This is a genomic window from Bordetella genomosp. 9, assembly GCF_002119725.1.
Classification (GTDB): domain Bacteria; phylum Pseudomonadota; class Gammaproteobacteria; order Burkholderiales; family Burkholderiaceae_B; genus Bordetella_C.
This window is the reverse complement of sequence record NZ_CP021109.1, coordinates 3,131,152-3,152,361: the sequence shown is the minus strand read 5'-3', so window position 1 is coordinate 3,152,361 and position 21,210 is coordinate 3,131,152. Positions and strand designations below refer to the sequence as shown.

The window sequence follows — 21,210 nt, the reverse complement described above, 5'->3', positions numbered from 1 at the left end:
GAATGAGCCAGCCTGGCAGACCGCGTTTCGGTAGGGAAGGGGACATTGGATGACGTTTGCCTGAATGGCGGAGGTTGCGCAGGGTTAATGCGCGAAGGCGAATGTAACATGCGCTGCCAAGGTTCAAATCGGAAACAAATTCCGATAAAGTCCGCAGGTTATTTCTTCCGAGGTTGACTGTCGTGAATCCTGTGTTGTCTGCGGTGGAACGTAAGCTGCAATCCGTTTCGATCCCGGTTCAACTGGAAATGCCGGATGGCGCCACGCTGGGCGCGTCGAACCCCAAGGTGAAATTCACCGTGCGCAGCAAGGCTGCCCTGGCTCACTTGGCCGCGGGCGAGGTGGGCGTGCTGGGGCAGGATTATGTGGAAGGCCTGGTCGACATCGAAGGCAACATGCACGACGTCATGCGCGCCGCCGCGGACCTGCTGCCCAAGTCGCCCGTGGACGGCGCCCCCGACGGCTGGTTCACCAGGCTGATGCGCCGCATGGTGTCGGTGCAGCGGCATTCGGTGGAGCGCGACGCCAAACAGATCGAATTCCACTACGACCTTTCGGACGATTTCTACGCGCTGTGGCTGGACCCGCGCCGCGTGTATTCCTGCGCCTACTACCGCACGCCCGACATGACGCTGGCCCAGGCGCAGGAAGCCAAGCTCGACCACATCTGCCGCAAGCTGCGCCTGGCGCCGGGCGAACGCTTCCTGGACGTGGGCGCAGGCTGGGGCGGCCTGCTGCTGTGGGCGGCCGAAAACTATGGCGTGGATGCGACGGGCATCACGCTGTCGCGCAACCAGCATGCACACGTGAATCGCCTGATCGAGGAAAAAGGGCTGGTCGGCCGCGTGCGGATGGAGCTGCTGGATTACCGCAGGCTGGACGAGCTGCGTCCCTATGACAAGATCGCCTCGGTCGGCATGTTCGAGCACGTCGGGCGCGCGCAATTGCCGGCCTATTTCGCCAAGCTGCGGCGGCTGCTGCGTCCGGGCGGCCTGGTCATGAACCACGGCATCACGGCAGGCGGCGTGCACAATGCCCAGCTGGGCAGCGGCATGGGCGAATTCATCGAGAAATACATCTTCCCGGGCGGCGAGCTGACCCACATCAGCCGCGTCATGGAAGCCATGGGCGAAGGCGGCCTGGAAGCCGTGGACGTGGAAAATTTGCGCCCGCACTATGCGCGCACCCTCTGGGCCTGGAGCGATGCGTTGGAAAGCCGCCTGGACGAGGCCGCCAGAATCCTGCAGGGCGAGCAGGGCGCGAAATCGCTGCGCGCGTATCGCCTGTACCTGGCGGGCTGCGCCATGGCCTTCGAGCATGGCTGGATCGCGCTGCACCAGGTGCTCGGCCAGACGCTGGCCACGGGCCGTTCCGACGAACTGGACCATCCGGCCGATCTTTCCTATCCCTGGCGCCGGGATTACGTCTACGCCGCGACCCCCGCCTGAACTCGCCGCCCGTACCCGTATTACCATACGGAAAGCGTATCCGGCATCATGCGGAACGCCGCCTTTCGGGGCGGCGTTCTTTCTTCCCCGATCCTCCCGGAAATCCCATGCCCATACTTCACGTCCATGTCGTGGCAGGCTGGTCAGCCGACAGAAAAACCGCCCTGCTGCGCACGTCGACCGAGGCCGTCGTGAGCAGCCTGGACGCGCCGCTGCGCAGCGTGCGGATCATGCTGCACGAGATCGCGCCCGAGCACATCATGGTCGGTGGCGAAGCGGGCCGGCACTCCGTCGTGTTCCACGTGCATTTGATCGCCGGCCGTACGGAATCCCAGAAGAACGCGCTGTACGCGGCCCTGAACGCCGCGGCCCGCGAGTCCCTGGGCGTGTCGGGCGAGGACGTGCGCGTACTGCTGGATGATGTACCCAATACCGACATGGGGATGGCCAATGGAGTGAGCGCGAAGGCGGCCGGCCGTTAGGCCGGCGCGCCGTCGCGCCCGCAACGGGACCATCCCACAACGCGCATTGCAGGGCGGCGCCCGCGCCGCCAAGCGCACCGGCCTTTACAGGAGACCCATCATGAAAGAAGTGATCATTGCGTCCGGCGCTCGAACCGCGGTGGGCACCTTTGGCGGCGCCCTCAAGGACGTGCCGCCCATCGACCTGGGCAGCACGGCGATTCGCGAGGCGCTGGCGCGCGCCGGGGTGGACGGCGCGGAGGTGGGCCACGTCGCGGTCGGCCACGTCATCAATACCGAAACGCGGGACATGTATCTGTCGCGCGTGGCCGCCCTGAACGCCGGCATCGGCGAGGAAACGCCGGCGTTCAACGTCAACCGCCTGTGCGGATCCGGCCTGCAGGCCATCGTTTCCGCCGCGCAGAGCGTCATGCTGGGCGACGCCGAAATCGCCGTGGGCGCGGGCGCGGAGAACATGAGCCGCGGCCCGTACATTTCCCCGGCGCAGCGCTGGGGCGCGCGCATGGGCGATACCACCATGTCCGACATGATGGTGGGCGCGCTGACGGACCCCTTCGACCGCGTGCACATGGGCATCACGGCGGAAAACGTGGCGGCCCGCTACGAGATCAGCCGCGCCGACCAGGATGCGCTGGCGCTGGAATCGCATCGCCGCGCCGCCGCGGCCATCGACGCGGGACGCTTCAAGGAGCAGATCGTGCCCGTGGTCATCAAGACCCGCAAGGGAGAGGTCCGCTTCGAGGTCGACGAACACGTGCGGCGCGACGTCGATCCGGAAGCGTTGGGCAAGCTGAAGCCCGTGTTCCAGAAGGAAAACGGCACCGTCACCGCCGGCAACGCCAGCGGCATCAACGACGGTGCGGCGGCGGTCGTGCTGATGAGTGCCGATGCCGCCGCCAGGCGCAACGTCAAGCCGTTGGCGCGGCTGGTCGCGTACGGGCACGCGGGGGTCGACCCCGCCTACATGGGCATCGGGCCGGTCCCCGCGACGCAGGCCGCGTTGGAGCGGGCCGGATTGACGGTGGATCAGCTCGACGTCGTCGAAGCCAACGAGGCCTTCGCGGCGCAGGCCTGCGCGGTGACCCGGCAATTGGGCCTGGATCCCGCCAAGGTCAATCCGAACGGCAGCGGCATTTCGCTGGGCCATCCGATTGGAGCGACCGGCGCGATCATTACGGTCAAGGCGCTGTACGAACTGCAACGCATCAATGGCCGCTATGCCCTGGTGACGATGTGCATCGGCGGCGGCCAGGGCATCGCCGCCATTTTCGAGAGGATCTGACCGCCAGCATGCCGCCACGCGCCACGCCGTCCGTCCAGGACATCCCCACGCTTTCCGAGTCGGACGGCGTTCGCTACCTGCATTTCGACAGCCCGTGGATCCAGGGCGCCATGCGCATCGCGGATCCCGCCGAACTGGTGCTGGAATACACCGGCCAGATGATGGCCTGGCTGCTGTTCATGGAGCCGCCGCGCGAGGGCGCCATCGGGCTCCTCGGCCTGGGCGCCGGTTCACTGGCGCGATTCTGTGTGAAGCACACGCGCAGCAGCGTGGTGGCCGTGGAATGGAACCCGCGGGTGACCGCGATATGCCATGCCTTCTTCCGGCTGCCCGGCCCGTCCCGGCTGACGGTGGAAGAGGCCGACGCTGGCGCGTGGGTCTCCGATCCCGCGAATGCCGGCCGCTGTCCGATCCTGATGGTGGACCTGTACGACGCGCAGGCGCGAGGCCCGGTGCGCGACTCCGTGCGTTTCTACCGGGACTGCCGGCGCGTCCTGGGGGATACCGGCGTGCTGGCCGTCAACCTGTTTGGCGAACACGCAAGCTTCCCCCGCAACATCGAAAACCTGGCCGAAGCCTTTGATGGCCGGCTCGCGCTGCTGCCCGAAATCGATGCGGGCAACCGCATCGTGCTCGCGTTCTCCGGGCCGCCCATGGACGTCCCGGTCGAAGCGCTGCTCGAGCGCGCAGCGGTGGTGGAGGCGACGTATCGTCTGCCGGCGCGCCGCTGGGCGCGGTCGCTGGCAGGACAGGCTCGCGGGGGACGGCTGACGTATTGAAGTGAAGGCGGGGCCGGGCCGACCGCACCGCGGCTCGCCGGTCAAGGAGGGCGATCGCGAAACGGTCGCTTGCAGCCCGCCGCGCCTTGCAAGCGCAACAAGCCGGCGCTCCGGGATAGGGTTTGCCTGAGTCCGGCAGGGCTTGCCGGTTGTCCCTCGAAGAGTAAGATTCGTCTTACCGTAATTATGAATTACGGCCTGAGCGGCACCCCGTTGAATTCCGTCCGGCTCATTTGGCGAGCCGCCCGCGTCTCCCACTGCTCGAGCGTCCGCATGAAGGCTGCCGTCGATAAGCCGCAACCCATCGTCCGCCAGGCGCTCTACCTGGAAGCCGCGGAACGGCTGCGCGCGATGATCCGCTCCGGCACGCTGGCCGGCGGGCAATGGATCGACGAGCTTCGCATCGCCGCCGAACTGGGCATATCCAGGACGCCATTGCGCGAAGCATTGAAATTGCTGGCGAGCGAGGGACTGGTGCGCCTGGAGCCGAGGCGCGGATGCTTCGTCAACGAACTGTCCATGCGGGATCTGGACGACATCTTTCCGCTGATGGCCATGCTGGAAGGCCGCTGCGCCTACGAGGCGGCGCGCAAGGCCGGGGCGAGTGACATCCGCCGTTTGCGCGCGCTTCACGATACCCTGCAATCGCATGCCGCCGCGGGCGACGTGGATGCCTACTACGAGGCCAACTATGTCATCCATGAGGCCATCCAGGCGCTCGCCGACAACCGCTGGCTGTCCGAAACCATCGGCAATCTGCGGAAGGTCCTGAGCCTGTCCCGCCACAAAAGTCTCACGCTGCCGGGCCGCATGCAGGCGTCCTGCGCCGAACACATGGCCATCTTCGCCGCGATATGCGAAGGCGACGCCGAGGCGGCCGATCGGCTGGCCCGCGCGCATCTGCTGCGTCAGCTCGATGCGCTGCACGCCCTGCAGGACCCGGAAGCCGGGCGGCATGAAACGGTGGCTGCGCCGGCGCCGTCCGTGCCGGTCCCCGCACCGCTTCATGCGCCGGCAGATTCCATGGTGGGCGCGGCGTCCGCGCCTTCCTTGACCACCGCCAAGGAGCTCGCTCATGACCGTCCCCGACACGCTCGTCCCCGCGCGCGCCGCGCGCTTGCCTGAGAAGTCCATGGCCCGCCGCGAACTCGCCAACCCCGCGACGATCGATGCCGACGGCGATGGCCCCGAAACCGAAGCCGGGCTGATGGCGCGGCTGGGCCGGCTGTGGGAAAGGGACCGTTTTCCAGACGAAGCCTCGCTGCGGCCCTTGTTCGGGCCGCGCCTGACCGACGTGGCGGCGAACCGGCTGGCGCATGCGTGGTGCGGCGCATATGCCGCCGCGGAAGGCAAAGCGCGCCGCGCCATGCTGGGCCTGCTGGCCGCGGCAAGCGCCGCACAGGAATCCCCGGACGAGGCCAACGGCCGTTTGTTCCGCCGCTTCAACAACCAGCCCGACGGCCTGCGTTTCCTGGTGGCGCTGCGCGCCGACATGCTGCGCTGGCGCAAGCAGGTGGCCGGGCTGCAGCCGCTGGACCGGGCGCTGGAAGGCCTGCTGTCCGCCTGGTTCGACGTCGGCCTTTTGGATCTGCGCAGGCTGACCTGGGATTCGCCTGCGTCCCTGCTGGAAAAGCTCATCGTGTACGAAGCGGTGCACGAGATCCAGTCCTGGGACGATCTGAAGCATCGCGTCGCCCAGGACCGGCGCTGCTATGCCTTCTTCCATCCGCAGATGCCCGACATTCCCCTGATCTTCGTCGAGGTTGCATTTGCGCCGCAGATGGCGGACAACGTGCAGGCGCTGCTGGACCCCCATCTGCCGCCGCAAAACCTGGACAAGGCGCGTTGGGCGATTTTCTATTCCATCTCCAATACGCAACCGGGACTGCGCGGCATCAGCTTCGGGAATTTCCTGCTCAAACGCGTCATCGATCAATTGCTGGAGGAATTGCCCAAGCTGAAATCGTTCGCCACCTTGTCGCCCATCCCGGGTCTGGCCGACTGGCTGGGCAGGTTGAGCAGCGACGAAGTCGAGGCGATCGTGCGCGAACGCACGCGGGAGCGTTCGCGCCGCGGGGTGCCGGACGGCCAGCGCTGGCTGGCGCGCCTGCGGCGCGCCGCGGCGGGCGCCGCGCAGAACGAGGTCGTGCAGCGGGCTGGAATGCGGCTGGCGGCGGCTTATCTGCAAATCATGAAATCCGGTGCGCCGCTGGACCCTGTGGCGCGCTTCCATCTGGGCAACGGCGCGCGGATCGAACGCATCAATTGGGCGGCGGACCGCTCGGCCAAAGGCCTCGCCCAATCGGCAGGCCTGATGGTGAATTACCTGTACGAGCTGGACGCCCTGGACGACAATCTGGGCCGTCTGAATGCCGGTAAGCCGGCGGTGAGCCGCGCCATTGCGCGGATGGGGTAGGGCCGCATGCAATCCGCCGACACCTGCTCCCCGGACAGCGGCCAGGACCGGAGCGAAGCCGGCCGCGTGCGGTGCCGCCGCGACGGCGGGCTTGCGCGCGTCGTGTTGTCCCATCCCGGCCGCATGAACGCCATCACCGTAGCCATGTGGCGCGAGCTGACAGCGGTGTTCGAGCAACTGGCGGCCGACGATACCGTGCGTTGCGTGGTGATCGGCGGCGAGGGCGGCCATTTCGCCGCGGGCGCGGATATCCGGGAGTTTCCGCATTGGCGCGCCGATGGGGCCGGGGTGATGCATTACCACCGCCAGATCCTTGCGCCGGCCCTGCGCGCGATCGAACGATGCCCGCACCCCGTCGTGGCCCGCATCGATGGCGTCTGCGTGGGCGGCGGCCTCGAAATCGCCAGCCTCTGCGACCTGCGCATTGCCGGCCGTTCCGCGCGCCTGGGCGTGCCGATCAATCGGCTGGGCTTTCCCATGGCGCCCGACGAAATGGCGGGCCTGCTGCGGCTGGCGGGCCGGGCCACCGCAATGGAGTTGCTGCTGGAAGGCCGCATCCTGGACGCGGCGCAGGCGCGCGACAAGGGTTTGCTGAACCGGGTGGTCGATGATGCCGGCCTGGACGAGGAAGTCCGTTGCTGCACGCAGCGCATCATGGCCGGCGCGCCGCTGGCCGCGCGCTTGAACAAGCGCATCGCAGCCCGCCTGTCCACCGGCGAACCGTTGCGCGAGGACGAATACCAAGCTTTCTTTTCTTACGCCGAGAGCCGCGACCACCGGGAGGGCGTGCGAGCCTTCCTGGCGGGCGAAGCGCCGACATTCACAGGAGACTGAACAGCGTGAGCAATGCCAATCTGTACTCGGTTCTGGAAGCCGGCTTCCCGCGCGACCGCAGCCGCATCGCCATCGAGACGCCGACGCTGCGCTATACGTGGGAGGATATCGATCAGGCCAGCGCCTGCCTGGCGAACCTGCTCAAATCGCTGCGCCTGCCCAAGGATGCGCGCGTGGCGGTGCAGGTGGAGAAGTCCCCGGAGGCGCTGCTTCTCTATCTCGCCACGCTGCGTGCCGGGCTCGTCTACCTGCCGCTGAACACGGCGTACCGGGAAGCGGAAATCGATTACTTCCTGGGCAATGCCGAGCCGTCCGTGGTGGTGTGCGCCAGCGCGAACCTGCCGTGGGTCCAGCGCCTGGCCGACAAGGCCGGCGTGCCCCACGTCTACACGCTGGACGACGACCGCACCGGCTCGCTGCTCGATGCCGCCGGCAAGCTGCCGCGCACGTTCAGAACGGTGACGCGCCGCGCCGACGATCTGGCGGCGATCCTGTACACCTCGGGCACCACCGGGCGCAGCAAAGGGGCGATGCTCACGCATGGCAATCTCGCTTCCAACGCCAAGGTGCTGCACGCGTACTGGGGCTGGCGCGATGACGACGTGTTGCTGCACATGCTGCCGATCTTCCACGTGCACGGGCTGTTCGTCGCCTCGCACGGCGCATTGCTGGCGGGCGCACGCATGATCTGGCTGCCCAAGCTGGACGTGGAGCTGGCATTGCGGTACCTGCCGCAAAGCACGGTGATGATGGGCGTTCCCACCTATTACGTCCGGCTGCTGGCGGACCCGCGCTTCGGCCGCGAAGTCTGCGCACGCATGCGGCTGTTCATTTCTGGTTCCGCGCCGCTATTGACCGAAACCTTCACCGCCTTCCAGGAGCGCACCGGACACACCATCCTGGAACGCTACGGGATGAGCGAAACCGTCATGCTGACGTCCAATCCCTACGATCCCATGGACGGACCGCGCGTCGGCGGCACCGTCGGCAAGCCGCTGCCCGGCGTTGACGTGCGGGTCGTGGACGACACGGGCAAGCGCTTGCCGCCAGGCGAGATCGGCAACATCCAGGTGCGCGGGCCCAATGTTTTCCCGGGCTATTGGCGCATGCCGGAGAAAACGCGTGAAGAATTCACGGAAGACGGCTGGTTCAAGACCGGCGATGTCGGGCGCTGGGGCGGGGACGCCAACGGGCAGCCCGTGCCGGTGGATTACCTGAGCATCGTCGGCCGCAGCAAGGACCTGATCATCTCCGGCGGCTACAACGTCTATCCCAAGGAAATCGAGTCGGTGATCGACGACATGCCCGGCGTGGAAGAGTCGGCGGTGATCGGCGTGCCGCACCCCGACTTCGGGGAGGCCGTGGTGGCCATCGTCGTGCCGCGCGGCGGCGCCGTGCTCGACACGGCGGCCATGCAGAACGAACTGAAAACGCGCATCGCCAACTTCAAGGTGCCCAAGCGCATCCACGTTGCCGAGCAGCTGCCGCGCAACACGATGGGCAAGGTGCAGAAAAACGTATTGCGCGATACCTACGCGGCCATCTGACGCCGCGCCGCTTCACTTGTTTAAGGAGGTCTGCCACCCGCCACGATTCCACACCGCAGTGCGTAAGGATTCAAAAAAGCGGCCGCACCGCGCGCCGCCCCGACCGATGGGCATCACCCATCCTACGCAGCACCAAGGAGGAGAAGACCATGATTTACCGAGGCATATCGGCGGCCCTGGCCGCCGCATCGTTCCTGTTTGCCCTGGCCGCGCCCGCCCGGGCCGAGTGGCCCGAGCGGCCCGTGACCATCATCGTGCCCTTCCCGGCGGGAGGCGGGACGGACACCTTTGCCAGGCCGTTGGCCCAGCAGCTTGGCACGCAGTTGGGCCAGACTGTCGTCATCGACAACAAGGGGGGCGCCGGCGGCACCGTCGGCGCCGGCGTGGCCGCCAAGGCGCGGCCCGACGGCTATACCTTCTTCATGGGGGGAGCCCATCACGCCGTGGCGCCGGCCTTGTACAAGCAGCTCAGCTACGACATCCAGAAGGACTTCATTCCGGTTGCCCTGCTGGCGCAGCCGCCCCAGGTGGTGGTGATCAATGCGTCCAAGCTTCCGGTCAAGACGCTGCAGGAGTTCATTGCCTACGCCAAGGCCCGGCCCGGGCAGATCAACTACGGCACGGCGGGCAAGGGCAGCACGCACCACCTGGCTGGCGAACTGTTCGCCATGCAGACCGGCATCAAGCTGGTGGACGTGCCTTACCAGGGCGCGGGCCCGATGTTGTCGGCGCTGATCGGCGGGCAGGTGGACCTGGCATTCGACGGGCTGGGATCGTCGTCGGGGCATATTCGCGCCGGAAGCATCAAGCCGCTCGCCGTGGCGGCGCCCCAGCGTTCGCCCAGCTTCCCGGATATCCCCACGGCGGCGGAGGCCGGGGTGATGAACTACGAAGTGTCGACGTGGTATGCGCTGTGGGCGCCGGCGGGCACGCCGAAAGCGGCCGTAGACCGCATGATCCGGGAAGTCGAAATCGCGTTGAATACGCCGAAGCTCAAGGAGCAGTGGGCGAGCAACGGTTCGGCCATTCCCCACCTGAGCGGCCCCGCCTTCGGCAAATTCGTCGATGACGAAATCGCCCGCTGGGGCAAGGTGGTGAAGGATTCCGGCGTCAGCCTGGATTGATGCCGGCCCGCGTCCGGGCCATCAGCGCCAGGCGCTGGCTTCATCCAGCTTGCGCAGGACCTCGGGCGGCAGGCTCAGGTATGCCGCCTTCACCAGATCGTCCAGCTGGGCCAGCGAGGTGGCGCTGGCGATCGGCGCCGTGATTCCCGGCTGCGCCATGGTCCATGCCAGGGCCACCTGCGTGTGCGTCGCGCCGGTGGCCTCCACCGCCTCGTCGAGCGCGGCCAGGATGCGCTGCCCGCGCGGGTTCAGATAGGACTCCACGATCTTCTTGCCGCGCACGCTCTTGCCCGCGTCGGCCGGCGTGCGGTATTTGCCCGTCAGAAAGCCGCTTGCCAACGCGTAGTAATTGATGGTGCCCAGGCCCTGGGCGGTGACCACGCCCTGCAGGCCGCTTTCGTAGGGCTCGCGCGCGTACAGGTTGTACTCGGGCTGGATGGACTCGTAGCGCGGCAGGCCGTTGCGCTCGCTGACGATCAGCGCTTCGGACAGCCGGGCGGCGGTGTAGTTGGACGCCCCAATGGCCCGTATCTTCCCCTGGTCGCGCAGCTTGCCATACGCCGACAGCGTGTCGGCCAGCGGCGTATCCGGGTCGTCTCGATGCGATTGGTACAGGTCGATATAGTCTGTCTGCAGCCGCGTGAGCGAGTCGTCCAGCGCCCGCGCGATGTACGCTGGCGACAGCCCCTGTGCGCCCGGACCCATTTCCATGCCGACCTTGGTCGCGATGATGACCTTGTCGCGCTTGCCGGACCGGGCCAGCCATTTTCCGATGATGACCTCCGATTCCCCGCCGCGGTTGCCCGGCGCCCAGCGCGAATACACGTCGGCCGTATCGATGAAGTTGAGGCCGGCATCGACCATGGCATCGAGCAGGGAAAAGGCATCGGCTTCGCCCACCGTCCAGCCGAAGACGTTGCCGCCGAAGGCCAGGGGAGGCACGGTCAGGCCGGAACGGCCAAGTTGACGTTGTTGCATGGTCAGTCGCTCCCATCGGAAGGTTGTAAGCCCCTGTCTGACGAGGCGCCACGGCATTTTCGGATTTTTCTTCTTGCGGTCGCGCCTGTTTCAACCAAGTATATCGGCCAATAGTCGGCGCGATACCACGCTTCGCCGGCCCGGCGGCCTTCAGGGATTTCCCGCGCCTGCCCTTCCATGCGGCCAAGTTAGACTATGCACTTTTGTGAGACGGACGGCGGCGGCCATGCGGGCCGCCGTCCGTTTGCCACGTTCGTACCGGCACTTTCCAAGGTCGAGGAGCCTTTTTATGTCTACAAAGATATTCGCCGCAGGCGCGGCCGCCGCCGTGGCGCTGGCGGCCGCATTGCACATGGGCGGCGACGCGCATGCCGCGCCGGCGGGACAGAAGTCGGTGGCCGTCATCGCCATCGTCGAACACCCGGCGCTGGACGCGGTCCGTGACGGGGTCAAGGAAGAGCTCAAGGCCAAGGGGTTCGATGCCGCGAAGAATCTGAAGTGGCAGTACCAGAGCGCGCAGGGCAACACCGGCACGGCGGCGCAGATCGCCCGCAAGTTCGTGGGCGACCGGCCCGACGCCATCGTCGCCATCGCCACGCCGGCGGCGCAGGCGGTCGTCTCGGCGACCAAGGATATCCCCGTTGTCTATGCGGCGGTCACGGACCCCGTGGCCGCGCAGCTGGTGCCTTCCATGGAGCCGTCCGGTTCCAACGTGACCGGTATCTCCGATGCCCTGGAACTGGATCGCCAGGTCGCCCTGATCCGCAAGATCGTGCCCAACGCCAAGCGCGTCGGCATCGTGTACAACCCGGGCGAAGCAAATTCGGTGGTGGTGGTCAAGCAGATGCAGGACCTGCTGCCGAAGTCCGGCATGAGCCTGGTCGAAGCGGCCGCGCCGCGCACGGTTGACGTGGCCGCCGCCGCGCGCAGCCTGATCGGCAAGGCCGACGTCATCTACACCAGTACGGACAACAACGTCGTGGCCGCCTACGAATCGCTGGTGAAAGTCGGCAACGATGCCAAAATCCCGCTGATCGCGGCCGACAACGACAGCGTCAAGCGAGGCGCGATCGCCGCCCAGGGCGTGGACTACTACCAGCTCGGCCGGCAGGTCGGCGACGTCGTGGCCCGCATCCTCAAGGGCGAGAAGCCCGGCGCCATTGCCTCGGCCACCGTTAACAAGGTGCAGCTCTTCGTGAACCCCGGCGCGGCCCAGGCTCAGGGCGTGACCTTGTCCGAAGACATCATCAAGTCGGCCGCCCAGGTCATCAAGTAAAAAACAAAAAACACCAAGATGTCCCTTTTCTCATTGCTGGGCGCCTTGGAGGTCGGGCTGGTCTTCAGCCTGGTCGCCTTGGGCGTCCTGATTTCTTTCCGGCTGCTGCGCTTTCCCGACCTTACCGTCGACGGCAGTTTTCCCCTTGGGGCGGCGGTGGCCGCCACCATGATTTCCCTGGGCGTGAACCCGTTCGCCGCCACCGCCTGCGCCGTCGCCGCCGGCGCGGCGGCGGGCTGGGTGACCGGCTGGCTCAACGTCAAGCTGCGCATCATGGATCTGCTGGCCAGCATCCTGGTCATGATCGCGCTGTATTCGGTGAACCTGCGCGTCATGGGCAGGCCCAACGTGCCGCTGATCACCGAACCCACCGTATTCACCCTGCTTCAGCCCGCCTGGCTGAGCGATTACGTCGCGCGCCCGGCGATCCTGCTGGTGGTCGTGATCGTCTGCAAGCTGCTGCTCGATTGGTTCCTGTCCACCGAGCAGGGACTGGCCCTGCGGGCGACCGGGGCCAATCCCCGCATGGCGCGTGCGCAAGGCGTGAACACCGGCCGCCTGATCCTGGGCGGCATGGCGTTGTCGAATGCGCTCGTGGCGCTGGCCGGGGCGCTGTTCGCCCAGGCGCAAGGCGGGGCGGATATTTCCATGGGCCTGGGCACGATCGTCATCGGCCTGGCGGCCGTGATCGTCGGCGAGAGCCTGTTGCCCGCGCGCCGCATGGCGTGGGCCACCCTGGCCGTCATTCTCGGCGCCATTGTTTACCGCTTCTTCGTCACGCTCGCCTTGAACTCCGACTTCATCGGATTGCAGGCGCAGGATCTGAACCTGGTGACGGCGGTGCTGGTGACCATCGCGCTGGTCATCCCGCGCCTGCGCCGTCGCCGCGTGCTGAAGGGAGGGTGACATGCTGAGCGCACATGACCTGCACATTACTTTCAACCCCGGCACGCCCATCGAAACCCGGGCTTTGCGCGGCTTGTCCCTGCACATCCCCACGGGCCAGTTCGTCACGGTCATCGGGTCGAATGGCGCGGGCAAATCGACATTCCTGAATGCGATCTCGGGCGATCAGCCGGTGGACAGCGGGCGTATCGAAATCGACGGCGTGGATATGACCCGGCAAGCTTCCTGGCGCCGCGCCGAGTATGTCGCGCGGGTGTTCCAGGACCCGATGGCGGGCACCTGCGAAGACCTGACCATCGAAGAAAACATGGCGCTGGCGCAGGCGCGCGGCGCGCGCCGCGGCGTCGGCCGGGCAGTCAAACCGGCGATGCGGGAAACCTTCCGCGAGCGTCTCGCCACACTGGGGCTCGGTCTGGAAAACCGGCTTGGCGACCGGATCGGGCTGCTGTCCGGCGGGCAGCGTCAGGCCGTAAGCCTGCTCATGGCGGCCTTGCAACCGTCCCGTCTGCTGCTGTTGGACGAGCATACCGCCGCGCTGGATCCGCGCACCGCGGATTTCGTGCTGGCGCTCACGACCCGCATCGTCGCCGAAAGCAAGCTCACTACGCTGATGGTCACGCACAGCATGCGTCAGGCCCTGGACGTCGGCGACCGCACGGTCATGCTGCACCAGGGGCAGGTCGTGCTCGATGTATCGGGCGAGGAGCGCAAGGGCATGACGGTGCCGGACCTGCTGGCCATGTTCGAACGCGTACGCGGCGAGAAGCTGGCCGACGACGCCCTGCTCCTGGGCTGATCCGTGCATCGGGCGGCCGGCCGTCGCTGCGCCTATGAAACCGTCGCCCTGGTGCTGCAGGGCGGCGGCGCCCTCGGTTCCTATCAGGCTGGCGTGTATGAAGGCCTGCACGAACACGGATTGCGTCCGGATTGGGTGGCCGGCATCTCGATCGGCGCCATCAATGCCGCCATCATCGCCGGCTCGCCGCCCGATGAGCGCGTCGAACGCCTGCGGGGCTTCTGGGAGGCCATCTGCAGGCCGTACGGATACGAGCTGCTGCCGTGGGGCGACTGGTGGGCGCAGCTGTTCCAGGGCATCCCCTTCGGTTTCGGTACGCCAGCCACGAACGGCAGGGTCGCCGCCGCCACCGCGCTGTTGCATGGCCAGCCGGGTTTCTTCAAGCCGCGCGTGCCGCCCCCGTTCTGGCAGCAGGGGCTCGCCGCCACCAGCTTCTACGATACGTCGCCACTGCTGGAAACCTTGCGCACCTACGTCGATTTCAAGCTGCTCAATAGCGGGACCGTGCGCGCAAGCGTCGGCGCGGTCAATGTCCGCACGGGAAACTTTGCCTACTTCGACAGCACGCAGGTCGAGTTGACCCCCCAGCACATCATGGCGTCCGGCGCCTTGCCGCCGGGCTTTCCCGCGGTGGAGATCGACGGCGAATACTACTGGGATGGCGGCGTGGTTTCGAATACGCCGCTGTACCAGGTACTGTCGGCCAGCCCCATGCGCGATACACTCGCGTTCCAGGTCGACCTTTGGGCCGCGCGCGGGCCGTTGCCGACGAATATCGAAGAAGTCGTCGCCCGGCAGAAGGACATCCAGTACTCCAGCCGCACCCGCTATGTGCTGGATAGCCTCAAGCGCAACGTGGCCTTGCGCGAAGACCTGCAGCGGGTGCTTGCCATGCTGCCCAAGGACAAGCGCGATGCGCCCGAGTTGGCAGCCATCCGCCGCCACGCGGTCATCCCGGCGATCAATGTGGTCAACCTGATCTACGCCTCGAAGCACTACGAGGGCCATTCCAAGGACTACGAGTTCGGCACGGAGGCCATGCGCGACCACTGGGCGTCCGGCCTGGCGGACATCCGGGCAACGCTTGCGCGTCCCGGCGTGCTCGATCTGCCCGGCGAGGGGCAGCATTTCATCACCCACGACGTTCATCGCGACCACGGAAAGCAGTAAGAACCTGCGAAAAGGTCCGAATTGATGTGCCGCCCATCGTGCGTACGGAATCACGATGGTAGCTTCCGCTGCACCTCGATCATCCTTCGCAACCTCGTGGAACGTCATGGAACATTGCAACGTCCCCTCCGTTACCTCCGACCCTGTCCCCCTCTCGCTGGCCCTTTGGGAACCGGACGATGAAACCCGCAATCGGACGGTGCACATGCTCGTCCGCCTGGGATTCCAGGTCCATGGCTGCCGTGACGCAGCCAGTCTGTTCCAGTGGATGGACCTGCGCGATCCCGACCTGATCCTGGTCGGCGAGAGCGCGCCCGTTTCGCAGATGGTGGACGCGGTCCTGCCGCGCCTGAGCGAGCAATATGCGGCCGGCATCCTGGTCCAGGCTCCGGAGGCGCCGCCGCAGACACGGCTGAACGCCTTGCACGCTGGCGCGCACATGTGTCTGGACCGCCGCTACGAAGCCCACGAACTGGCCGCGCTGCTGCGTGCCCAGGCGCGGCGCGCCGCGCGCGTGCGGCGCCGCGCGGCGGGACGGGCCGAAGAAAGTTTTGACACTGCCGCCGTGGCGGCGCGTGGCGCGGCGCCGCAATCCGGCCGTCCGGGCGGCCGGGTGGCGGCGCCGGCGGCCGCATCCGGCGCGTTGGGCTGCCCGCCCGCCGCAGGCGCTGTCGGCCTGGTGGGCGCCACCGATATCGGTGCGGGACTGGGCGCGGGGGCGGCGGGCGGCATGGCCTATGCGTTGCGCAGCCTTTCGGCGCCCGGCGTCACGCCGGCGCCGGCCGCCATCAATCGGACGCCGGCGCAACGGGAGCCCTGGCGCATCATGTACCAGGGATGGCTGCTGGTGACGCCGGGCGGCCGCCGCATCCACCTGACGGGCACCGAACGCGCGTGCTTTGCCTGCCTCCTGGACAGCCCTAAGCGGGAACTGTCGCGCGCCGCGATGCGCGGATTCATGACAGCCACCAACCTGCGCTCAGTCAACGTGGCCATCAGCCGGTTGCGCAAGAAGGTCCACGACAGTGGCGAACGGCTGCCGTTGCATACGGTGCATGGCATGGGCTATGTGTTCGTCGGCGAGCTGACCACGGAAGACTAGGAGGGCAGCCCGGTCAAAGACTGGGAACGCAGTCCGTTCATGCCCTCATGCGGGACGGGACTGGCCGGTTCGCCGGCCTGGGGGCAGACAGGCGCGGTAATATCGTTCTGTACGTTTCCGGCCGCCCCTTGCGGACCCTGGGCCGGATTCGCCAGACCACACCGCGAGCCCATGATAGACCTAGGCGTAAACATCGATCACGTAGCCACGCTGCGTCAGCAACGGCATACCCAATATCCCGACCCCATCGAGGCGGCGCTGCGCGCGGAAGACGCGGGCGCCGATCTGATCACCCTGCATTTGCGCGAGGATCGCCGGCACATTCAGGATGCCGACGTGCGCCGCCTGCGTCCGTTGCTGCGTACCCGCATGAACCTGGAGTGCGCCGTCACCAAGGAAATGCTGGACATTGCTTGCGACGTCCGCCCGCACGATGTCTGCCTGGTCCCGGAGAAGCGCCAGGAGCTGACCACGGAAGGGGGGCTGGAAGTCGCGGGCGCGCTTGCCGCGGTCACCGATGCGGTCAAGCAGCTGCACGAGGCCGGCATTCGCGTGTCGCTGTTCATCGATCCCGATCCCGTGCAGATCGCCGCGGCGGCGCGCACGGGCGCACGGGTGATCGAGCTGCATACCGGCGCCTATGCCGAAGCCGAAGGCGCGGCCGCGCAGGCTGAATTGGAGCGAATCCGGCTGGCGGTTGCCGAGGGCCTGCGCCAGGGGCTGCAGGTCAATGCGGGCCACGGCCTGCACTATGAAAACGTGCAACCCATCGCCGCCCTGGACGGCATCGCGGAGTTGAACATTGGCCACGCTATCGTGGCGCGCGCCGTGTTCGATGGCTGGGAAAAGGCGGTCCGCGACATGAAGGCGCTGATGGTCGCCGCGCGCACGCCCGCCGGCAGCAACAAAGGCTAGCGGCGCATCGATTCCATGTCGGTCTCGTCAGCCTTCAACGTTCCCGGGCCGTCATCGGCCATTGCCGGTATCGGCGTCGACCTCATCCGTATCGACCGGATCGAGCGAGCCCTGTTGCGGCATGGCGATCGCTTCGCCGAAAAAGTGCTGGGAGCCGACGAACTGCTCAAGTTCCACGCGCGCCGCGCGCGCGATCCCCGCCGCGGCGTACGTTTCCTGGCAACGCGCTTCGCCGCGAAGGAAGCCTTCTCGAAGGCCATCGGCCTGGGCATGCACATGCCCATGGCGTGGCGGCGGGTGCAGACGCTGAATGCACCCGGCGGCCGTCCGGTGCTGGTGCTCGCGCCGGCCCTGCAGGCCTGGTACGCGTCCCGCTTCGGCGCGGCGCACGTATCCTTGACCGATGAAACCGATATGGCCGCCGCTTATGTGATCGTGGAGCGCAAGTCGCCCTGAACCCGCCGGCGCCCGGCCATGCCCGCGCGGCGCCGTTTTCCAGAAGAAAGGTCCCCATGCCCAGCAAAAAGAAGAAGCTGCTTCCGCCCGGTCCCGTCATGGTCGACGTCGCCGGTCCCACGCTGACGAAAGAAGAAAAAAAGCGCCTGCGCCACCCCCTGGTGGGCGGCGTGATCCTGTTTGCCCGCAATTTCCAGGACCGCGACGCCTTGTGCGAGCTCACCGCCCGTATACACAAGGTCCGTGAAGAGCCCTTGCTGATCGCCGTCGATCACGAAGGAGGCCGCGTCCAGCGTTTCCGCAGCGACGGTTTCACGGCCTTGCCGCCCATGCGTCGGCTGGGCGAGGCTTGGGACCGCGATCCGCTGCACGCCATGCGGCTGTCCACGGAAACCGGCTATGTGCTGGCGGCAGAGCTGCGCGCCTGCGGCGTGGACATGAGTTTCACGCCTGTGCTCGATCTGGATTACGGTGTCAGCAAGGTCATCGGCGATCGCGCCTTCCATCGCGATCCTCGCGTCGTCGCCATGTTGTCGCGCGCGCTCATCCAGGGCCTGGCCCTGGCCGGCATGGCGGCCTGCGGCAAGCATTTTCCCGGGCATGGCTTTGTGGGAGCGGACTCGCACCACGAGATCCCGGTGGACCCCCGCCCGCTGGAGCGCATCCTGCGCGAGGATGCGGCGCCGTACGGCTGGCTCGGCGATAATGTGCTGGCTTCCGTGATGCCGGCGCACGTCATCTATCCCAAGGTGGACGACCGGCCCGCCGGATTTTCGCGCCGCTGGGTCCAGGACATCCTGCGCGGCCGCATGGGCTACGATGGCGTGGTGTTCTCCGACGACCTCACCATGGAAGGCGCCTCGGTGGCGGGCGATATCCTGGCCCGCGCCCAGGCCGCGTTGCAGGCGGGGTGCGATATGGTCCTGGTCTGCAACCGGCCCGACCTGGCCGACGACTTGCTGGCGCGTCTCGACCACACGCCGCAGCCGGAATCCATCGAACGTATCCGCCGCTTGATGCCGCGCTTTACGGCGCCCGACTGGGACGCCTTGCAAGCCGACAGCCGTTATCAGCATGCCCGACGACTTCAATCTCAAATCGTTTCTGGCTGACCTGCCGCATCTGCCGGGCGTCTACCGGCATATCGATGCGAATGGCGAGGTCATGTATGTGGGCAAGGCGCGCGACCTGAAAAAGCGCGTCTCCTCGTACTTCCAGAAAACGCTGACCAGTCCGCGCATTGCGCAAATGGTCGCCAAGGTCGCGCAGGTGGAGGTCACCGTCACGCGGTCCGAGGCCGAGGCGCTGATCCTGGAAAACAACCTGATCAAGAGCCTGCGGCCGCGCTACAACATCCTGTTCCGGGATGACAAGTCGTATCCGTATCTGCTGATCACCGCGCATGAATGGCCGCGTATCGCGTATTACCGGGGATCGACGAACAAGCCGGGGCAGTTCTTCGGCCCCTTTCCCAATGCCTGGGCGGTGCGCGAGACTATCCAGATCCTGCAAAAGGTATTCCGTCTGCGCACCTGCGAAGACACCGTCTTCGCCAACCGCTCGCGGCCCTGTCTGCTGCACCAGATCGGCCGCTGTTCGGCGCCCTGCGTGGGAGCGGTTTCAGCGGAGGAGTACGCCGCCGACGTGGCGCGCGCCGGGCGCTTCCTGAACGGCCAGGCCAAGGAAGTGATGGAAGATATCGAGACCCGGATGCTGCGGGCCTCCGAAGCGCTGCAGTTCGAACAGGCAGCGGTACTGCGCGACCAGATGGGGTCGCTCGCCCGCGTGCTGCACCAGCAGACGATGGAGGACATTGGCGGAGAGGACTGCGACATCATCGCGGTAGCCATCGCCGGCGGCCGTGTTTGCGTCAACCTGGCGATGGTGCGCGGCGGCCGTCACCTGGGCGACAAGGCGTTTTTCCCGACCCATGCGGATGGCGAGTCGGCCCCCGACGTACTGGAAGCCTTCATCGGGCAGCACTACACGGACAACCCGCTGCCGCCGACCCTGGTGTGCTCGCATGCCTTGCCGGACGCCGAACTCATGAGCCTGCTCGCCGAACAGAGCGGCACCCGCGCGCGCGTCCTGATCCGGCCGCAAGGCGTGCGCCGCTCGTGGCTCGAGCAGGCCGCTCGGAACGCCGAGATGGCGCTGGCTCGCGCGCTCACGGAGTCGGGCGCGCGCGCCGCGCGCACGCTGGCGCTGGCCGAAGCGCTGGACATGGAAACCGACGAGGCAGCCCTGGACAGCCTGCATATCGAATGCTTCGATATCAGCCATACCGCTGGCGAGGCGACGCAGGCATCCTGCGTGGTTTTCGAGCATCACGAAATGCAGCCTTCGCTGTACCGGCGCTACAACATCGCCGGCATCACGCCGGGCGACGACTACGCGGCGATGCGGCAGGTGCTGACGCGCCGCTTCGCAAAGGTGGCCGATGGGGAAGCACCGCTGCCGGGACTGGTGTTGATCGACGGCGGCAAGGGCCAAGTGGAAATCGCGCGCCAGGTGTTCGCGGAACTGGGGCTGGACGTCCATGTCCTGGTTGGCGTGGCGAAGGGCGAGGGCCGCAAGGTGGGCCTGGAGACGCTCATCTTCGCCGACGGCCGTCCGCCGATCGCGCTGGGCCCCGAGTCCGCAGCGCTCATGCTGATCGCCCAGATCCGCGACGAAGCGCACCGTTTCGCCATCACCGGCATGCGCGCCCGCCGCGCCAAGGCCCGCAACGTCTCGCGCCTGGAAGAAATCGAAGGCGTAGGAGCCCGCCGCCGGCAAAGGCTCCTGGCCCGTTTCGGCGGCTTCTCCGGCGTCTCCCGCGCCAGCATCGAAGACCTGGCCTCGGTGGAAGGCATCTCACAGGAACTCGCCGAACGCATCTACGACGCCCTGCATTGAAGGGTCCCGTCGATCAACGCCGCATCTACAGAAGTCCCTGACCGGCCCTCAATCAACGCCGCATTATTCGAAGTCGATCGGACCGGGGACGCCGCGGATCCGGCTCCGCCGGTCCGCCAGCGTCGCCCCCTCAAGGGGGAAGCGCGTCAGCGCTTCGGGGGTGGGTTCACTACACTCTTGATGTAGCATACGGCTCATCATGCCCATAAACATCCCCATCATCCTGACGTGGCTGCGTATCGCCATGATTCCGCTGGTGGTCGGCCTGTTCTATCTGCCGGCTGACTGGCTGGACGAATCGAGCCGTGACATGCTGGCTGCCGTGGCTTTTATCGTCGCCGCGCTGACGGACTGGTTCGACGGCTGGCTCGCTCGCAGGTGGAACCAGACATCGGCGTTCGGCGCGTTTCTGGACCCGGTGGCGGACAAACTGATGGTCAGCGCGGCGCTGCTCGTGCTGCTGGACCTGGGCCGGGTGGATGCCTTCGTTTCCCTGATCATCATTGGCCGCGAGATCACGATCTCGGCCCTGCGCGAGTGGATGGCCAAGATCGGCGCCAGCGCCAGCGTGGCGGTGCATCGCCTGGGCAAGTTCAAGACCGCTGCGCAGATGGTGGCGATCCCCTGCCTGCTATATCACCAGCCTGTTTACGGCGTGAGCACGCGCGTGGTGGGCGATATCCTGATCCTGGTGGCCGCCGTGCTTACCGTTTGGTCCATGCTGTATTACCTGCAGCGCGCCTGGCCGGCCATCCGGGAAAAAAGCCTGTAGCGGCAGCGCCGGCCGCGCCTGGGCCCCGG

The 21,210-nt window shown here is 66.9% G+C and carries 20 protein-coding genes; 19 read left to right on the top strand and 1 reads right to left on the bottom strand.

Annotated features, from left to right (window positions below; genetic code table 11):
- The first annotated feature begins 182 nt into the window (after nt 1-182).
- The 9 genes from CAL13_RS14440 to CAL13_RS14400 all read left to right on the top strand — a co-directional run bounded on the left by CAL13_RS14440 (nt 183) and on the right by CAL13_RS14400 (nt 9,912).
- Nucleotides 183-1,448 (top strand): class I SAM-dependent methyltransferase, encoded by a 1,266-nt coding sequence (locus CAL13_RS14440; protein ID WP_086072758.1) that lies wholly within the window; start codon nt 183-185, stop codon nt 1,446-1,448.
- Nucleotides 1,449-1,555: 107 nt separating this feature from the next.
- Nucleotides 1,556-1,930: a tautomerase family protein gene (locus tag CAL13_RS14435; protein WP_086072757.1), complete on the top strand. Its 375-nt coding sequence runs from the start codon at nt 1,556-1,558 to the stop codon at nt 1,928-1,930.
- A gap of 100 nt (nt 1,931-2,030) precedes the next feature.
- Nucleotides 2,031-3,212, top strand: a complete 1,182-nt coding sequence (locus CAL13_RS14430) for an acetyl-CoA C-acyltransferase family protein (RefSeq protein ID WP_086072756.1) — start codon at nt 2,031-2,033, stop codon at nt 3,210-3,212.
- An 8-nt stretch (nt 3,213-3,220) separates the two neighbouring features.
- The gene (locus CAL13_RS14425) at nt 3,221-3,991 is read left to right on the top strand and encodes a spermidine synthase (RefSeq protein ID WP_086072755.1); all 771 of its coding nucleotides are present in this window, start codon (nt 3,221-3,223) and stop codon (nt 3,989-3,991) included.
- 273 nt (nt 3,992-4,264) lie between these two features.
- Entirely contained in the window at nt 4,265-5,116 is an 852-nt protein-coding gene (locus CAL13_RS14420) for a GntR family transcriptional regulator (RefSeq protein ID WP_086072754.1), read from the top strand.
- Nucleotides 5,067-6,407 (top strand): malonyl-CoA decarboxylase domain-containing protein, encoded by a 1,341-nt coding sequence (locus CAL13_RS14415; protein WP_198297650.1) that lies wholly within the window; start codon nt 5,067-5,069, stop codon nt 6,405-6,407. The genes CAL13_RS14420 and CAL13_RS14415 overlap by 50 nt, the downstream gene beginning before the upstream one ends.
- Before the next feature lie 6 nt (nt 6,408-6,413).
- Nucleotides 6,414-7,241: an enoyl-CoA hydratase/isomerase family protein gene (locus CAL13_RS14410; protein WP_086072753.1), complete on the top strand. Its 828-nt coding sequence runs from the start codon at nt 6,414-6,416 to the stop codon at nt 7,239-7,241.
- Between the two features lie 5 nt (nt 7,242-7,246).
- Entirely contained in the window at nt 7,247-8,788 is a 1,542-nt protein-coding gene (locus CAL13_RS14405) for a malonate--CoA ligase (RefSeq protein ID WP_086072752.1), read from the top strand.
- A gap of 149 nt (nt 8,789-8,937) precedes the next feature.
- On the top strand, nt 8,938-9,912 hold the full coding sequence (locus tag CAL13_RS14400) for a Bug family tripartite tricarboxylate transporter substrate binding protein (RefSeq protein WP_086072751.1): 975 nt from the start codon (nt 8,938-8,940) through the stop codon (nt 9,910-9,912).
- Between the two features lie 21 nt (nt 9,913-9,933).
- Here CAL13_RS14400 and CAL13_RS14395 read toward each other — a convergent pair whose 3' ends face one another.
- Nucleotides 9,934-10,890 (bottom strand): aldo/keto reductase, encoded by a 957-nt coding sequence (locus tag CAL13_RS14395; RefSeq protein ID WP_086072750.1) that lies wholly within the window; start codon nt 10,888-10,890, stop codon nt 9,934-9,936.
- Nucleotides 10,891-11,179: 289 nt separating this feature from the next.
- On the opposite strand from CAL13_RS14395, the gene CAL13_RS14390 reads away from it, so the two are divergent.
- From CAL13_RS14390 to pgsA, 10 genes are all read left to right on the top strand, one after another.
- Nucleotides 11,180-12,166, top strand: a complete 987-nt coding sequence (locus CAL13_RS14390) for an ABC transporter substrate-binding protein (RefSeq protein WP_420042397.1) — start codon at nt 11,180-11,182, stop codon at nt 12,164-12,166.
- An 18-nt stretch (nt 12,167-12,184) separates the two neighbouring features.
- Nucleotides 12,185-13,072: an ABC transporter permease gene (locus tag CAL13_RS14385; RefSeq protein ID WP_086057999.1), complete on the top strand. Its 888-nt coding sequence runs from the start codon at nt 12,185-12,187 to the stop codon at nt 13,070-13,072.
- Nucleotide 13,073: 1 nt separating this feature from the next.
- Entirely contained in the window at nt 13,074-13,868 is a 795-nt protein-coding gene (locus CAL13_RS14380) for an ABC transporter ATP-binding protein (protein WP_086057998.1), read from the top strand.
- 3 nt (nt 13,869-13,871) lie between these two features.
- Nucleotides 13,872-15,038: a patatin-like phospholipase family protein gene (locus tag CAL13_RS14375; RefSeq protein WP_086072749.1), complete on the top strand. Its 1,167-nt coding sequence runs from the start codon at nt 13,872-13,874 to the stop codon at nt 15,036-15,038.
- Nucleotides 15,039-15,144: 106 nt separating this feature from the next.
- Nucleotides 15,145-16,140, top strand: coding sequence for a response regulator transcription factor (locus CAL13_RS21540; RefSeq protein WP_232467665.1), 996 nt, complete (start codon nt 15,145-15,147; stop codon nt 16,138-16,140).
- A 171-nt stretch (nt 16,141-16,311) separates the two neighbouring features.
- Nucleotides 16,312-17,055, top strand: a complete 744-nt coding sequence (gene pdxJ, locus CAL13_RS14365) for a pyridoxine 5'-phosphate synthase (RefSeq protein ID WP_086072748.1) — start codon at nt 16,312-16,314, stop codon at nt 17,053-17,055.
- A 15-nt stretch (nt 17,056-17,070) separates the two neighbouring features.
- The gene (acpS, locus tag CAL13_RS14360) at nt 17,071-17,511 is read left to right on the top strand and encodes a holo-ACP synthase (protein WP_086072747.1); all 441 of its coding nucleotides are present in this window, start codon (nt 17,071-17,073) and stop codon (nt 17,509-17,511) included.
- Between the two features lie 56 nt (nt 17,512-17,567).
- Nucleotides 17,568-18,623 (top strand): beta-N-acetylhexosaminidase, encoded by a 1,056-nt coding sequence (gene nagZ, locus CAL13_RS14355; RefSeq protein ID WP_086072746.1) that lies wholly within the window; start codon nt 17,568-17,570, stop codon nt 18,621-18,623.
- Nucleotides 18,586-20,409, top strand: coding sequence for an excinuclease ABC subunit UvrC (gene uvrC, locus CAL13_RS14350; RefSeq protein WP_086057993.1), 1,824 nt, complete (start codon nt 18,586-18,588; stop codon nt 20,407-20,409). Before nagZ ends, uvrC begins: the two co-directional genes overlap by 38 nt.
- 199 nt (nt 20,410-20,608) lie before the next feature.
- Nucleotides 20,609-21,181, top strand: coding sequence for a CDP-diacylglycerol--glycerol-3-phosphate 3-phosphatidyltransferase (gene pgsA / locus CAL13_RS14345; protein ID WP_086072745.1), 573 nt, complete (start codon nt 20,609-20,611; stop codon nt 21,179-21,181).
- Nucleotides 21,182-21,210: the final 29 nt, after the last annotated feature.

Excerpts from the sequence above, each read along its gene's own strand:
- CAL13_RS14435 (WP_086072757.1), top strand. The coding sequence starts at position 1,556 with ATGCCCATACTTCACGTCCATGTCGTGGCAGGCTGGTCAGCCGACAGA.
- CAL13_RS14430 (WP_086072756.1), top strand. The coding sequence starts at position 2,031 with ATGAAAGAAGTGATCATTGCGTCCGGCGCTCGAACCGCGGTGGGCACC.
- CAL13_RS14425 (WP_086072755.1), top strand. The coding sequence starts at position 3,221 with ATGCCGCCACGCGCCACGCCGTCCGTCCAGGACATCCCCACGCTTTCC.
- CAL13_RS14420 (WP_086072754.1), top strand. The coding sequence starts at position 4,265 with ATGAAGGCTGCCGTCGATAAGCCGCAACCCATCGTCCGCCAGGCGCTC.
- CAL13_RS14415 (WP_198297650.1), top strand. The coding sequence starts at position 5,067 with ATGACCGTCCCCGACACGCTCGTCCCCGCGCGCGCCGCGCGCTTGCCT.
- CAL13_RS14410 (WP_086072753.1), top strand. The coding sequence starts at position 6,414 with ATGCAATCCGCCGACACCTGCTCCCCGGACAGCGGCCAGGACCGGAGC.
- CAL13_RS14400 (WP_086072751.1), top strand. The coding sequence starts at position 8,938 with ATGATTTACCGAGGCATATCGGCGGCCCTGGCCGCCGCATCGTTCCTG.
- CAL13_RS14395 (WP_086072750.1), bottom strand. The coding sequence starts at position 10,890 with ATGCAACAACGTCAACTTGGCCGTTCCGGCCTGACCGTGCCTCCCCTG.
- CAL13_RS14390 (WP_420042397.1), top strand. The coding sequence starts at position 11,180 with ATGTCTACAAAGATATTCGCCGCAGGCGCGGCCGCCGCCGTGGCGCTG.
- CAL13_RS14385 (WP_086057999.1), top strand. The coding sequence starts at position 12,185 with ATGTCCCTTTTCTCATTGCTGGGCGCCTTGGAGGTCGGGCTGGTCTTC.
- CAL13_RS14380 (WP_086057998.1), top strand. The coding sequence starts at position 13,074 with ATGCTGAGCGCACATGACCTGCACATTACTTTCAACCCCGGCACGCCC.
- CAL13_RS21540 (WP_232467665.1), top strand. The coding sequence starts at position 15,145 with ATGGAACATTGCAACGTCCCCTCCGTTACCTCCGACCCTGTCCCCCTC.
- pdxJ (WP_086072748.1), top strand. The coding sequence starts at position 16,312 with ATGATAGACCTAGGCGTAAACATCGATCACGTAGCCACGCTGCGTCAG.
- acpS (WP_086072747.1), top strand. The coding sequence starts at position 17,071 with ATGTCGGTCTCGTCAGCCTTCAACGTTCCCGGGCCGTCATCGGCCATT.
- nagZ (WP_086072746.1), top strand. The coding sequence starts at position 17,568 with ATGCCCAGCAAAAAGAAGAAGCTGCTTCCGCCCGGTCCCGTCATGGTC.
- uvrC (WP_086057993.1), top strand. The coding sequence starts at position 18,586 with ATGCCCGACGACTTCAATCTCAAATCGTTTCTGGCTGACCTGCCGCAT.
- pgsA (WP_086072745.1), top strand. The coding sequence starts at position 20,609 with ATGCCCATAAACATCCCCATCATCCTGACGTGGCTGCGTATCGCCATG.